12 protein-coding genes are annotated in these 13,160 nt (G+C 65.8%); all 12 read right to left on the bottom strand.

Features of this window, described 5'->3' with window-relative positions:
* Nucleotides 1–235: 235 nt before the first annotated feature.
* Entirely contained in the window at nt 236–508 is a 273-nt protein-coding gene (locus P1IM2_RS18030; RefSeq protein WP_058812897.1) for a GlsB/YeaQ/YmgE family stress response membrane protein, read from the bottom strand.
* A gap of 118 nt (nt 509–626) precedes the next feature.
* The gene (locus tag P1IM2_RS18025; RefSeq protein ID WP_058812925.1) at nt 627–881 is read right to left on the bottom strand and encodes a GlsB/YeaQ/YmgE family stress response membrane protein; all 255 of its coding nucleotides are present in this window, start codon (nt 879–881) and stop codon (nt 627–629) included.
* Nucleotides 882–1,806: 925 nt separating this feature from the next.
* Nucleotides 1,807–2,796 carry a quinolinate synthase NadA gene (nadA, locus tag P1IM2_RS18020; protein ID WP_062902002.1) on the bottom strand — a complete coding sequence of 330 codons (990 nt, stop codon included), beginning with the start codon at nt 2,794–2,796 and terminating at the stop codon, nt 1,807–1,809.
* A 94-nt stretch (nt 2,797–2,890) separates the two neighbouring features.
* The gene (locus P1IM2_RS18015) at nt 2,891–3,604 is read right to left on the bottom strand and encodes an adenylate cyclase (RefSeq protein ID WP_186403367.1); all 714 of its coding nucleotides are present in this window, start codon (nt 3,602–3,604) and stop codon (nt 2,891–2,893) included.
* A gap of 81 nt (nt 3,605–3,685) precedes the next feature.
* Nucleotides 3,686–4,288: a DUF4230 domain-containing protein gene (locus P1IM2_RS18010; protein ID WP_186403366.1), complete on the bottom strand. Its 603-nt coding sequence runs from the start codon at nt 4,286–4,288 to the stop codon at nt 3,686–3,688.
* Nucleotides 4,285–5,214 carry an MBL fold metallo-hydrolase gene (locus P1IM2_RS18005; RefSeq protein ID WP_254535844.1) on the bottom strand — a complete coding sequence of 310 codons (930 nt, stop codon included), beginning with the start codon at nt 5,212–5,214 and terminating at the stop codon, nt 4,285–4,287. Before P1IM2_RS18005 ends, P1IM2_RS18010 begins: the two co-directional genes overlap by 4 nt.
* A gap of 156 nt (nt 5,215–5,370) precedes the next feature.
* Nucleotides 5,371–7,092, bottom strand: a complete 1,722-nt coding sequence (locus P1IM2_RS18000) for a M56 family metallopeptidase (protein WP_186403364.1) — start codon at nt 7,090–7,092, stop codon at nt 5,371–5,373.
* Complete coding sequence (locus tag P1IM2_RS17995; RefSeq protein ID WP_254535842.1) at nt 7,089–7,457, bottom strand: BlaI/MecI/CopY family transcriptional regulator; 369 nt, start codon at nt 7,455–7,457, stop codon at nt 7,089–7,091. Before P1IM2_RS17995 ends, P1IM2_RS18000 begins: the two co-directional genes overlap by 4 nt.
* A gap of 365 nt (nt 7,458–7,822) precedes the next feature.
* The gene (locus P1IM2_RS17990) at nt 7,823–10,615 is read right to left on the bottom strand and encodes a DUF3857 domain-containing protein (RefSeq protein WP_186403363.1); all 2,793 of its coding nucleotides are present in this window, start codon (nt 10,613–10,615) and stop codon (nt 7,823–7,825) included.
* 99 nt (nt 10,616–10,714) lie between these two features.
* Nucleotides 10,715–12,109 carry an amino acid permease gene (locus P1IM2_RS17985; protein WP_186403362.1) on the bottom strand — a complete coding sequence of 465 codons (1,395 nt, stop codon included), beginning with the start codon at nt 12,107–12,109 and terminating at the stop codon, nt 10,715–10,717.
* Nucleotides 12,110–12,194: 85 nt separating this feature from the next.
* Nucleotides 12,195–12,836 (bottom strand): YoaK family protein, encoded by a 642-nt coding sequence (locus P1IM2_RS17980; protein WP_186403361.1) that lies wholly within the window; start codon nt 12,834–12,836, stop codon nt 12,195–12,197.
* A 7-nt stretch (nt 12,837–12,843) separates the two neighbouring features.
* Complete coding sequence (locus P1IM2_RS17975) at nt 12,844–13,131, bottom strand: 4a-hydroxytetrahydrobiopterin dehydratase (RefSeq protein ID WP_186403360.1); 288 nt, start codon at nt 13,129–13,131, stop codon at nt 12,844–12,846.
* Between the last annotated feature and the right edge of the window lie 29 nt (nt 13,132–13,160).

Below are 13,160 nucleotides of genomic sequence, written 5' to 3'. Positions count from 1 at the left end.
GCCGCCCCTCTCTTCCGAACGGCAGGACAAATATGTCGAAGGTGTATTACCCTATTACATCACCACTTACAAGAGGCGATTGAGCGCGTGCACACCCCACACACAGCCGCGCGCGGCTAGACGAAATCATCCGTCTTTTCCAGCGTTTATGGTCCATGAAAATGGGCGGCCTGCTACCGCAGACCGCCCTTTTCGAACCTTCGCTCCGCTTTGGAGCTATGTCGGCTTCAGCGCGTCAGCGCACCCTGCCGCGCCGGACCAGATTGACGATGGCAAGCAGGATCACGGCGCCCAGAAAGGCCGTAAGCAACGTCTTGGGATCGAAAGCGTCGCCGCGCAAATGGCCGCCGCCGATCAGACCGCCGAGCAGAAACCGCCCCAGAATCGAGCCGATGCAGCCGACGATGATATTCAGGAAAATGCCTTGTTGTGCGTCGGTACGCATCACGATGCTGGCAAGCCAGCCGATGATGCCGCCCACGACGATAGCGATGATGAAATCGATCATGACATTGACCCCCTACGATCATTGTTGCCCGCCTGTCTGCGGGTATGTGCTTGATAACGCGAACGGCCCCGATTGCCTAACGAATTGGCGGCGACCCGAAGGACGCCGCCATCGGACGTCAGCGGACGCTGCCGCGGCGCACCAGATTCACGATCGCCAGCAGGATGATCGCACCCAGCAGCGACACGAGGAAGCTGTAAAGCGTAATCGCGTTGTTGATCGAACCGCCGCCGATCAGCAGACCGCCGATGAAGGCGCCGATGATGCCGACAACGATATTGAGCAGGATGCCCTGCTGCGCGTCGGTGCGCATAACGATGCTGGCGAGCCAGCCGACCACACCGCCGACAACGAGCCAGATGATAATGCCGATCATGTTGCAATCTCCTCCTTGGACACAGTCGAACATCGATGCGGCACCCGTTCCGACGCTCGGCCAGTCGCGGTGCGACATCGCTTCAACGATGCGATCATAATGTCGATGGAGGGCGAAAAGTTCCCGGCCGCTTCCCCGAAAGGTCACGGCCGGGACAGTGGGATCAGTTCCGGTCGGGGAACTGCTCCGGGTCGCAGGACGGGATTTAGGGGGATTGGTACGCCGCGGTTGTGACAGACATCACAGGCGCGAAAAAAAGTGCCGAAGGCAGGCAGCGGCAGCGAAATGCGCAGCACGCAAACGAAATGGGGGCCGACATCGCTGCCAACCCCCACTATCCGGTTTCGATCGTTGCGCGTCCGCTCCGCTTCATCCCGAACCGCTGGCCTGGCGACCAGCAGCCCGCCAAACGATGCGTCGCGGCGCGCGCCGGCTCGATCCGGCGATGGTTCGGTCGGCCCCCTTTCGGGGGCCGGCCTCACCCGGAAAGCCCTTCGTCATCCGGTCTGCGCGTCCGCCGAAGCGGTCGCCGTCCAAGCGACGGTCTGCTTTCCCGTACCCGATCGGGTTCGCCTCAACTCGTGGGAATCGCGGCGTTCCGTGATCGAGCTATCGGCCAATTTCCTCGTCAACCGGCCCGTTCTCTTCTGGCTAGTCTTGCAACCACCCTTCGTGTCCCGGCGGTCCGACGTCTCTGTCGTCCGATGATTTGACGCTGACATGAAGGCCGCGGAGCGCCAAATAAAAAACGCGCTTTCGCGCGCAGCACACTCCGCCTTCTGTGGATAAGTCCGGCATTAGCAACAAGCGGATTCGGTGCAGCATTTTTGTAACAGCGCTGCAGCATTTTCGGATTCGCCCAGAGGCGGTTTGACCGACGACTCGCCGATCCGACTCGCCCCGCGCGACGACGACTCGCGACTCAGCGGGCGCCCAGATCGCCCTTGCCGACGGTTCCCGACGCCATTTCGAGCATCCGGTCGAGGCTCTTGCGCGCGGCAAGGCGCAGGTCCTCGTCGAGTTCGATCTGCGGCTTCAGGTCGCGCAGCGCGATGTAGAGCTTTTCCATCGTGTTGAGCGCCATATAGGGGCAGATGTTACAGTTGCAGTTGCCGTCCGCGCCCGGCGCGCCGATGAAATTCTTCTCGGGCAGCGCGAGCTGCATCTGGTGGATGATATGCGGTTCGGTCGCGACGATCAGCGTATCGCCGTCGAAGGTCTTGGCGAATTGCAGGATGCCGCTGGTCGATCCGACATAATCGGCATGATCGACGATATAGGGCGGACATTCGGGGTGCGCCGCGACCGGCGCGTCCGGATGTTGCGCCTTCAGCTTCAGCAGCTCGGTTTCGCTGAAGGCTTCGTGGACGATGCACACGCCGGGCCAGAGCAGCATGTCGCGCCCGAACTTGCGGTTCAGATAGCCGCCAAGGTGGCGGTCGGGGCCGAAAATGATCTTCTGTTCGGGCGGGATCTGGCTGATGATCGTCTCGGCGCTCGACGAGGTTACGATAACGTCGCTGAGCGCCTTCACCGCCGCCGAGCAGTTGATGTAGGTCAGCGCGATATGGTCGGGATGGGCGGCGCGGAACCGCGCGAATTGTTCGGGCGGGCAGCTGTCCTCCAGGCTGCACCCGGCGTCGAGATCGGGCAGGATCACGATCTTTTCGGGGCTGAGAATCTTTGCGGTCTCGGCCATGAACTTGACGCCGCAAAAGGCGATGACATCGGCATCGGTCTCGGCCGCCTTGCGCGAAAGCTCGAGCGAATCGCCGACGAAATCGGCAAGATCCTGAATTTCCGGCTTCTGGTAATAATGCGCCAGAATCACCGCATTGCGCTCCTTGCGCAGGCGATCGATCTCGGCGCGCAGGTCGAGGCCGGAGAGATTTTCGCGGACGGGAGCAGTCATGGCGGTTCCTTGTCGGTGCTTGTCGGGCGCTCCCTACACCGCCGTCAGCGCGAGGGCAAACGCGCCCGCCGCGGCATATGTCGGCTGCGGCCGGTCAGCCGCCGCCAAGGCGCCGCGCAAGCTCCTCGACCGGCGGTGCCAATGCGAGCGAGTAGACCGCAATGCGGGTTACCACGACCGCGAGCGCGACCCGGATCGTCGCCGGGTGCACGCGCCCGATCGTGCGGCGGTCATGGAGCGCGATCAGGCCGACGACCGCGAGTTCGACGAGGCCGATCGGAATGTCGGACCAGCCGATCATCAGCGGTAGCGGCAAGACGCGCCCAAGCGCCGGTTCGAGGACGATGATCGTCGCCCCCAGCATCAGGCGCCGGTGCCAGTCGGTGGCACGGCGGCGGCGGATCGCAGCATAGACAAGCAGCCCGAAAGCGATCGCTTCGATTGCGGTCAGCGCGAGAAAATAGGGTGCGGTGAAAAAGGGCGGTTGGCGGTGCAGGATCACCGCGGCAAAGCCGGTGAAGATGCCAAGCCCGACGATGATCGTCGCCAGCGCGGCGCCGGTCCAGCCGAGCTGGCGGTGCAGCGTCCGGTTGCCCGCCGCCGCCAGGCGAGGCTGAACGACGAGAAGCCCGAGCCAGCCGAACATCGCCAGCGCGTGCAGATGCACCCAAATCGGTGCGGCTACCGGATCGGCCAGCCCGCGAAATGCGAACTGGGCGAATGCGACGAAGATGAAAAGCGCGAGGCCGATTGCCATACGCTGCCAGAAACGCTCGCCGGCGAGCGCGCGATTTGCGGTCGTTGCCATGCCATACCCCCCCTCAGGCCGGACAGGCGGCGGAAGCTAGCGTGAAGCCCGCGCGGACGAAAGCCGAAATTTCGGTGAGGCTCAGCGCCCGAAGCGCGCCGTGACCTTTGCGTCGATCCCTGCGGCTTTGAGCGGCATCGCAAAGCTTTGTTCGATCGCCGTCCGGGCAGCATTTTCGGCGAGCCGCATCGGCGTGTCGCCGCGCGCCTGCCTGATCAATTCGGCCTGCCCCGCCTTGCGATTCGCGGCATCGAGCGCCCGTTCGGCATCGGTCAGCGTCAGAAGGATCAGCCCGTCGCGATATTCGCTGATCGCATCGATGTCGATCTCCGGGCCTGCGAGCCGTAGTGGCGGCAAGGTCACGGTCAGCGCGTTGGTCGCCGCATCCCAGTCGAGATCGGCGGGCTTCAGCTTGGCAAGATCGACCTCGTACCGCACCGTCCCCGGCATGATCAGCGTCTTCTTGGCCTCCAGCCCCAGCCGGTTCTGCGTCGAGGTCACGACCGCGACATAGCGGGCGGTGAAGGGCACGAGGACATTTTGCTCCTGAAGCCCCTGCAGGCTCGCCGCGACCACGGTTTGCGGATCATAGCTCTTCTGCCACCCGTCCCACGCGCGCCATCCCAGAAAGATGGCGAGCGCCAGCAGCGCGACGATCAGGACGCGGAACGATCCCCTAGTCATGCCACCAGACGCCAGCAGTCCGCGTCGCGCGCCACCCGGCCGCGGCTTTCAAGGTCGAGAAGATGGGCGAGCACCGATCGGCCCGCGGCGCCGGTCAGGCGGGGGTCGAGCCCCTTGTACATATGCTTCACCATATCAGGGACGACGCGCGGCCCCTTTTCAAGTTCCCGCAATATCTGGCGCTCGCGCTGCCTGCGATGCCCCAGCATGCCCCGGACGAGCTGTTTGGGCTTTGCGACCGCGGGGCCGTGCGCCGGATAATAGACGCGGTCGTCGCGGTCATAGAGCTTGGCAAGGCTCGCCATATAGGCGGCCATGTCGCCGTCGGGCGGGCTGACGACGCTCGTCGACCAGGCCATGACATGGTCGCCGGTGAACAGCGCGCCGCTTTCGACAAGCGCATAGCATAAATGGTTCGACGTATGGCCCGGTGTCGCCACCGCCTCGATCGTCCAGCCATCACCCGCTATCCGCTCGCCGTCGGTCAGCACCCGGTCGGGCGCATAGTCGGGATCGAAGGCCGAATCGGCGCGCGGGCCATCGTCCGAAAGCGCGAGGGGTGCGCAGCCGATGATCGGCGCGCCCGTCGCCTCTTTCAGCGGCGTTGCCGCGGGGCTGTGGTCGCGGTGGGTGTGGGTGCAGAGGATCGCCGCCACACGCTGTCCTTCGACGGCGCGCAAAATCGCATCGACATGGCCCGCGCCATTCGCGTCGGGCGGATCGCCGATGCTCATCCCCGATCCCGTCGGGCCGGGGTCGATGATCGCAACATCGCGCCCGGCACCGACGATCCATGTCTGGGTGCCGGTGAAGGTATAGGGGGACGGATTGGGCGCGAGCACGCGGCGCACCAGCGGCTCATGCTGTTCGCAGTCGCCGGCGCGGATCGTGTCGGGCCAGGGTTTTTCTTCGCTCACCCCTCCCATGTGGCATCGCGCGGGCGAAAGGAAAAGCCCGCGCCCGCCGAAAGAAGGGCAAAAGGGGGGACGGAGAAAGGAAGCGGGGAAGAACCGCGCTCCCTTTCCCCGCCCCTGCCGCCGATCCCAACCGGGGAGCAAAGACCGGCGTCAAAGCTGATCCGGTTATTGGCCCTTTTCGGCCTCGGCTATGGCGCGATCCATGTCGGCGATCACCTTGGCGCGCATTTCGCCGGACATGGCGCTACGGCTGTCAGCGGCCAACCGGTCGCGCGCCTTTTTGAGCGCCGCGACCCGATCGGCCTTGCTCGCCCCGGCATCACCGCACACCATCATCACCATGCGGTTGCGGCCGCCCTGTTCCTGTTCATCGCTGGAAAACAGCCGAACCGATTTCGGCCCGTCCTTGCAGGTGGCCGTCGCCATCGCCTTGCCATCCTTCGAACGCCAGGCGCCTTCGCCCATCGGAGGCATCGGCGGGAGTGGCGGCATCGGCGGCATCGGTGCCAGCGCGGTGCGGAAGCGCTCGGTGCGCTTGGCTTCCAGCTTGTCCGCAATGGCCTCGGCGCGCGCGCCGCTGATGCCCTGTTCTTTCAGCGTCGCCAGAATGTCCTCGCGCGACAGATTCCCCGGCAAGTGAAGCTCGAACCGCCGTCCCTCTCCGGTACCGGGCGCCAGCGCGACACGCGCCGCCTTGCCGTCGCCATCCGCGATCTGGCGCACGACCACGCGGTTCACTTCGCGCCGCGTGCCGTCGGCCGAGGTCGGCACGGTTCCGCTCTCGCCATCGTCCTTGGTGGTGACGATCATGATATGGTGCGGACCGTCCGCAACCGGCTCAAGAGGTGCGGGAGGGGCCGGAGGCGCTTCGGGCGCGGCGGGCGGAGCCGGCGGCGCGATCAGGCCGGCGTCCTGAACATGCGCGGTGGCGGTTCCAGCTGGGACGAGCGTCGCGGTCGCGCCGAGCACGGCCAGCGTCGCGCTGCCGACGAGAAGCTTTCCGGCAAGGCGTCGCTTTTTCGAAATATCCTGCTGCGTCAACATGGTCAGCCTCTCCTGCAGATTATCGTGAACCGCCATCGGGGCGGCAAGTGACAGGCGCGCACCGACCGCTGCCTTGGCGATCGCGGCGGCATAATGGGCGGTGCGCACGCGGCGTTCGGCGGTATCGGCCATCGTCAGCACGCGCGCGTCGCACGCCGCCTCCTGGTCGAAACGAAACGCGCGGATCGCGCGCCACGCGAGCGGGTTGAACCATTGCGAGGCGAGCAGCAGCAGCGCGGCGCTGTTGGCCCACAGATCGCCGTGGCGATGGTGCGCAAGTTCATGATCGATCGCCAGCGCGCGCTCTTCGGCAGCGTAGCGGGCGAAAAAGTCGTGAGGTACCGCCACATATCGGCTGAAAAGGCCAAAGGCGACGGGACCATCGACGGCGCCGCTCATGACGAGACGGATCGATCCGATCGGTTCGAGCGCGACCGCCTGCTCCAGCACCAGCCGCCGGAAACGCATATGGCGCACGATTGCCGTCGCAATCAGCAACAGCGCCCCCGCCATCCACAGGGTGAACAGCAGCGGCACCGCGTCGGCCAGCCCCCAACTCGGTTGCGGCATCGCCGCCGGCGTCCCGATCGTCCGCGCCGCGTCGGCCGCCTCGATCAGCATCACATCGGCCGGGACGCTGGCCGCGGCCGGCGCTGCCACCGGATCGGCCAAGGGCAATGGCGGCAGCACCAGCCGCAGCGCCGGCACGAGCCAGAGCGCATAGGTCAGGCGCGGACCGAACTGGCGCGCGAAGGGCTTGCGCACAAGCAGCACCGTGAAGACGAGCAGAGCGGTGGTGACGAGCGTGTCGCCCCATATCTGGAGGATGGTCGCGCCGCTCATGATTTGAGCTTCCGGAGCAGCGCCTCGATCTCGGCGATGTCGGTGTCGGTCAAGGCTTCGCGGTCGGCGAGATGCGCGATGAGCGGGCTGACGCGGCCGCCGAAGAGGCGGTCGACGAAACGCTGCGACTCCTCGCCCACCGCCGCGTCGCGATCGACCGCCGGACGATAGAGATAACGCCGGCCGTCGGCTTCCGCCGCAACGGCGCCCTTCTGTACGAGCCGCGCGAGCAGCGTCTTGACCGTTGCCTGCGTCCAGCCATTCGCCCGGCCGACGCGCGCGGTCAGATCGGCCGCGGTCTGCGGGGCATCGTCCCACAGTGCGGCCAGCACCTGCATTTCGGATTCGCTTGGTCGTTCCGCCACGGTGAACCCCTCCCTTCGGCTGCGACAATCTATATGACTACAAATGTAGTCAATTGACTGAACAGTCGATGAACGGGATTTTCCCGGCCGGTGTCGGGATTTTTGACAAGTCTGCGGCGCGGTAAGAAATCGCTAACCAGCGCAACCCGCCGATTTGCGCGCCGGCCCGAAAATGGCACGGCACTTGTATGGTAATAAGTGTTCCCGAGTGTTCCGCTCAATGGAGCGGTGGGGGGCATCGGTCTGGTCCCTGATGCCCCCTGCCCCCACCGGGACATCCCCACTTGCCCCCGACGCAGACGGGGGGCGGAGCGGCCTTCAGGCCCCGCCCCCCGGATGCATTTTCCGAATCGATCTCGCTGTCGTTACGGCTTCAGCCCGAAGCGCGCATAATCGCGCTCGGTCGACGGCGACAGCTGGCGCGCAATCGCGAGATCGGCCGCGGCGTCGGTGGCGCGACCCAGCCGCTGATAGACGATCGCACGCAGGAAGCGGCTCGATGCGAGCGACGGCACCTGCAGCAGCGCCGCGTCGAGATCGCGCAGCGCATCGTCGTTGCGGCCGAGACGCAGCCACACCAGCGCGCGGCTGTCCAGAATATGCGCCGTGCTGTCCGCCAGCTCCATCGCCGAGGTGCAGTCCTTGAGCGCGCTGTCGACCGCGACTTCGCGCGACGCCTTCACCCAGCAACGCGCGTTGAGCAGGTCGGGCGATCCGGGCTTTGTCGCAACGAGTGCATCGAGTTCGTCGATCGCGGCCTTGGGATCGCCGAATTCGCCGACCATCGCCGCCTTGGCGAGCCGGAGGTCGCTTTTCGATTTGCCGCCGAGCGCGATGCGATCGTCGAACATCCGTGTCGCCGCGGCGACGTCGCCCTTTTCCGCGGTCAGCATCGCGACGGCACCGATCGCGCCGAGCGACGAGGGGTCGAGTTTGCGCGCCTCTTCGGCATCGGCGAGCGCGCCCGCAATATTCCCCAACTCCTTGCGCACTCCCGACCGGGACAGATAGGCGTCCTCCGACGGCTGCAGCGCGATCTGGCGGGTCAGCGTCTGCTCCGCCCCCTTGTAATCGCCGATGCCGCGCTGGAACGACGCTTCGCTGATCAGCGCCGACACATTTTCCTCATCGGCCTTGGCGGCGTTGACCGCATAAATCGACCGCACTGCGTCGAGCTGCGACGTCGAGGGTGCTCCCTTCAGGTTCCAGCGCCGCCGCGCATCCTCTGGCGCGACAAGCCGCGGGGTCTGGCTGATGACGGTGGCAACGCGGTCGCGCTCGGCCGCGACATCCGCGGGCGCGATTTCCGCACCGCTGCTCGCCAGCACCTCGTCAACGACGACATAGCCGTCGGCCATCGTCACGCTGCGTTTGACATCGACGCCGGCGAGCCGCGCATCGAGCGCGCCCTCGCCCTCGATCTTGTAGTCGCGACCGCCGTCGGGCAGCCGGACGCGCAACCGATAATGCGCATAATCGGGCGCCCCCGTCGCCACGGGGATATTCGCCCAGGACGCGCGCGCGCGGTCGGGCGAAAATTCGATCAGATTGCCTACGCGCGACAGCCAGCGTTCGCTGCGATTATCCTCGCGCTCCCACCCCGATCCGAACACGCCGCGTGCCGTGATCGTCACGCTGCCGTCGGCGGCGTCGGGTTTGGCTTCCAGCTTGTCGAACTGCGCCTGCCCGACGAAATTCTGCAGCAGGCTGTTCAGCATATCCTCCTGCTCCTTGGGACCGAGCTGCGCGGTCGACAGGGTAAGCAGGCTCGCGAGCTGGCCGCGCACGACCATATCGACCTTGATGACCGACGGCAGGTCGATGCTGGTGCTTTCGTCGGCATCGAGCGCGAGGTCGATCGTCGGACGCGCCGGACGGCGCAGCGCGATCTTCTCGAGCTCCGCTCCCTCGGCACGCACCGGCAGGACATAGCCAAAGGCCGGCGTATCGCGAATATCGGCGAGCCGCGTGCCGAGGCCCGTTCCGTCGAGCCACAGCGGCTCGCCGCCCATGGTCGCCTTGACGATGACATGATTGAAAGCCAGCGCCGTGGGCAGGCGGCTTGCCACCGCATCGCCAAGCTGGGCGTGCGCAAGCACCGGTTCGGCATCAATGTCCATCGCGTGCAGCATCGCGAGCAGCAGCAGCGTCTTCGCCTTGCAGTCGCCATAGCGGACGTCCCATGTCTTCGCGGGCGTCTGCGGCACATAATTGCCGCCGTCCATGCCCACCGCCAGATAGCGGACCTTGTCCTGCACGAGTTGCAAGGCTTTGGCGGCGCGTTCGAGCGGGTCGGTCGTCGCGGCCTTGATCGCCGCCACTTCGGCGGCGAGCGGGCTGTCGTCCGCGATGGTGCCGGCCGTCGCGTATAGCGGCGCCATCACCTTCGACACGTCGGACCAGCCCGAAAAGGTCGATGCCTCGATCAGCGGCGGGCTGCGAAAGCGCATTGGCGCGTCCGACGGCATTTCCGCCTGTTTCACGATCGGCAGGGTGACGGGCAGCTCGTAATAGGCGCCCTTGCGCACCGGCTTCAGCGTGACGCCACTGGCGAAGGATTTCCATTGCAGCTTGTCGTCGGCGCGCCAGGACAGGCGGTAGCTGCCCGATCCGATGCGCGCGGGTTCGGCGATCAGCGGCACCGCCAGCTGAGCGCGGCCGCCCAGCGCGTCATCCTTGTTGGTGATCGACATGCGCAGCCGCAACATGTCGCCCACGCGCAGTCCCTCGACGGGCAGATTGGCCGACAGGATGCCGGTCAGTTCGCGCTGTTCGAGCGCTTCTTCGCGGCGCAATACGGTAAACTTCTGGCCGCCCGCCAGCGCGTCGATCACCTGCCCGTCGCGGATGATCGACAGTTCGTGGACGATCAGATCGCCCTTGTCCGGCGCCCAGCCGACCGTCACATTGCTGTTCTGCGCCAGTTCTTCGGGTGTGTTGAGCTTGATGACGGTGTCGGTGTAGTTCCAGACCGTCGCGCCATCGACACGCTGTTCGATATCCAGCACCTGCAACCCGCCGCCCGGTGCAGCGTCGGGCAAGGTCGTGGCCTGCGCCCAGTCGGGGGCAGGCTGATAGAGCGGTTGCTCGCCCGCCAACGCCGACCCGACCGGACCAATCAGTAAAACTACACCAGCAACACGTCCCCATCCGGCCATCGGCCTTTTCCCCTAATCAAATGCCCCAAAACAAATTCCAGCCTGCATGGGCTGACGGCGCGATGCAACCGCCATTCCATGCCAGCATGGATCTATTGGTCAGCCGGCGACGGCGCGGCTCCGCGCATAAAGGAAATAGACGGCCAGACCGCCGATATTCCAGACGAGGAACCACAGCTGCGTCTTTGCCGGCAGGCTGAAGAAAAGATAGATGCACCCCAGCACCGCAACGCTGCCGACCACCCACGGCATCGGCGCGCGGAAGGTCCGCGGTGCGTCGGGCGCGCGGCGGCGCATGATGAGCATGCACACCGACACCGCGGTAAAAGCCGCCAGCGTTCCCGCATTGGCCAGCGCCGCCAGCTCGCCGAGCGGGATGAAGCCCGCCAGCACCGCGACGACCGCGGCGGTGAAGATCGTGATCCGCACCGGCGTCCCCCGCGCCGACAGCTTCGCCAGGCTGGCGGGCAACAGGCCGTCGCGCGCCATGGTGAAGAAGATGCGGCTTTGACCGTAGAAGAAGGCCAGGATCACGGTCGGCAACGCGATGACTGCGGAAATCGCCAGATAATGGGCAGCAAGCGGCTGCCCGAGTTCACGCAGGATCAGCGCCAGCGGCTCGGGGCTGTTCGCGAACCGGCTGTACGAAATTGCGCCGACCGCAGCGACCGCGACGGCGATGTAGATCAGGACGCAGGCAATCATCGATCCGACGATCCCGATCTTGAGGTCGCGGTCGGGATTCTTCGCCTCTTCGGCGGCCGTCGCGATCGCGTCGAAGCCATAGAAGGCAAAGAAGATGATCGCCGCCGCCGCCATTACGCCACGCTCGACGCCATCGGGACCCATATGCTTGGCAAAGCCGAACGGGCTGAACGGTTCGAGATTGGCGGCGTCGAAGGCGGGCAGCGCAACCGCCACGAACACCGCGAGGGCGACGATCTTCACGAGCACGAGGATAGCGTTGACGGTCGCACTCTCGCGCGTTCCATAGAGCAGCATGCCCGCGACCACCGCGATGATCGCGATCGCCGGCAGGTTGACGATCCCGCCGAGTTCGGGGCCCTGCATCAATTCCTGCGGCACCCGCGCCCATTCGTGGAGCAGCGGCGCGGCATAGCCCGACCAGCCGACCGCGACCGCGCTGACGACCAGCGAATATTCGAGGATCAGGCTCCACCCGACGATCCACGCGATCAGTTCGCCGATCACCACATAGCTGTAGGTATAGGCGCTGCCCGACGCGGGGATCATCGTCGCCATTTCGGCATAGGCGAGCGCCGCGCAGGCGCAAATCAGTCCGGCGATGACGAACGAAAGGATAACCGCGGGCCCAGCCTTGTCGGCACCGACGCCGATCAGCGTCAAGATACCCGTGCCGACGATCGCGCCGACGCCGAGCGCGACGAGATGCGGCCAGCCGAGCGTGCGCGCGAGCTTGTGCTCATGCGCGTCGGGAACGATCGCCTTGCGGCGAAATAGGCTGTCGGACATGTGGCACACTCCCCTGTATCACGATTTGGCGTGTTACTTTATTGCCGACTTTTGGAACGGTCGACCGGGGAAGGCAAGCGCCGCCTTAGGGCGCCTGGCGCGCCATCCACATCGCGCGCGCCCCCAGCCCCGCGGCAAGCGCGATCGCCAGCCCGTAAGCAAGCGGTGCCGACCACAGAACGGTGCGGGCACCCAGGACGGCACCGCTCGCCAGCCCGGCCCACAGCCCCAGATGATGACGCCACCGCCGGTCGCCCTCGCCGCGAAGCGCGTTGGCGATCTTCTGCCCCATCTGGACGAGCGTGCCCGTCATATAGGTGACGCCGACCACAGTGCCGTCGCTGCCCTCGATCGCCGCATTGACCACGCCCATCGCAAAAGCGAGGCCGAGAATGGCGACCCAGCCAGCATCGGCCACGCGCAGCAGCGCCGCGAGGACCAACAGCAGCGTCACGCACATCAGCACCGCCGGCGTGCGCCGCCGCCCTGCGCGCCCGCCGATCAACGATCCGGCGACGACGCCGGTGACGAAAATCGCGATGATGCTGCCCGCAAGCAGGGCGGCGCGATGGCCCTCCGCCACCCCGACCGCGAGGCGGGTCGAATTGCCCGTCATGAACGACACGAAAAAGCCCGCCGATTCGACGAAGCCGATCGCATCGACGAAGCCCGCCAGAATCGCGATCCCGACGGCGAGCGTGCGATAAGCCTGATCGAAACGGATCATCGGCGGATCAGAGCAAGGCTTCGATCGCTTCCGCCAGGCGCGCGTCGCGCTCGGACAGCCCGTCGGCGTCGTGCGTGGTCAACAGGATATCGACGCGATTATAGACGTTCGACCATTCGGGATGGTGATCCATCTTTTCGGCGATGATCGCGACGCTCGCCATGAAGCCGAAGGCTTGCGCGAAATCGTCGAACCGGAACCGGCGCGTAATCGCGTCGCGCTGCGGCTCGTGCGCCCATTCGGGAAAGCGCGCGAGCAGCGCCGCACGCGCCGCATCGTCGAGTTTCTGGACCATCCGCTTTCTCCCGCTGGTAAAGACCGTGT

It is taken from the genome of Sphingopyxis sp. P1IMeth2 (genome assembly GCF_900185685.1).
Taxonomy (GTDB): Bacteria; Pseudomonadota; Alphaproteobacteria; order Sphingomonadales; family Sphingomonadaceae; genus Sphingopyxis; species Sphingopyxis terrae_A.
Note: the sequence above shows the minus strand (reverse complement) of the source record. Positions and strands in the feature narration are given on the sequence as shown.

Bases quoted from the DNA above. Each gene is read 5' to 3' on its own strand.
- P1IM2_RS18030 (WP_058812897.1), bottom strand. From the start codon at position 508: ATGATCGATTTCATCATCGCTATCGTCGTGGGCGGCATCATCGGCTGG.
- nadA (WP_062902002.1), bottom strand. From the start codon at position 2,796: ATGACTGCTCCCGTCCGCGAAAATCTCTCCGGCCTCGACCTGCGCGCC.
- P1IM2_RS18015 (WP_186403367.1), bottom strand. From the start codon at position 3,604: ATGGCAACGACCGCAAATCGCGCGCTCGCCGGCGAGCGTTTCTGGCAG.
- P1IM2_RS18010 (WP_186403366.1), bottom strand. From the start codon at position 4,288: ATGACTAGGGGATCGTTCCGCGTCCTGATCGTCGCGCTGCTGGCGCTC.
- P1IM2_RS18005 (WP_254535844.1), bottom strand. From the start codon at position 5,214: ATGGGAGGGGTGAGCGAAGAAAAACCCTGGCCCGACACGATCCGCGCC.
- P1IM2_RS18000 (WP_186403364.1), bottom strand. From the start codon at position 7,092: ATGAGCGGCGCGACCATCCTCCAGATATGGGGCGACACGCTCGTCACC.
- P1IM2_RS17990 (WP_186403363.1), bottom strand. From the start codon at position 10,615: ATGGCCGGATGGGGACGTGTTGCTGGTGTAGTTTTACTGATTGGTCCG.
- P1IM2_RS17985 (WP_186403362.1), bottom strand. From the start codon at position 12,109: ATGTCCGACAGCCTATTTCGCCGCAAGGCGATCGTTCCCGACGCGCAT.
- P1IM2_RS17980 (WP_186403361.1), bottom strand. From the start codon at position 12,836: ATGATCCGTTTCGATCAGGCTTATCGCACGCTCGCCGTCGGGATCGCG.
- P1IM2_RS17975 (WP_186403360.1), bottom strand. From the start codon at position 13,131: ATGGTCCAGAAACTCGACGATGCGGCGCGTGCGGCGCTGCTCGCGCGC.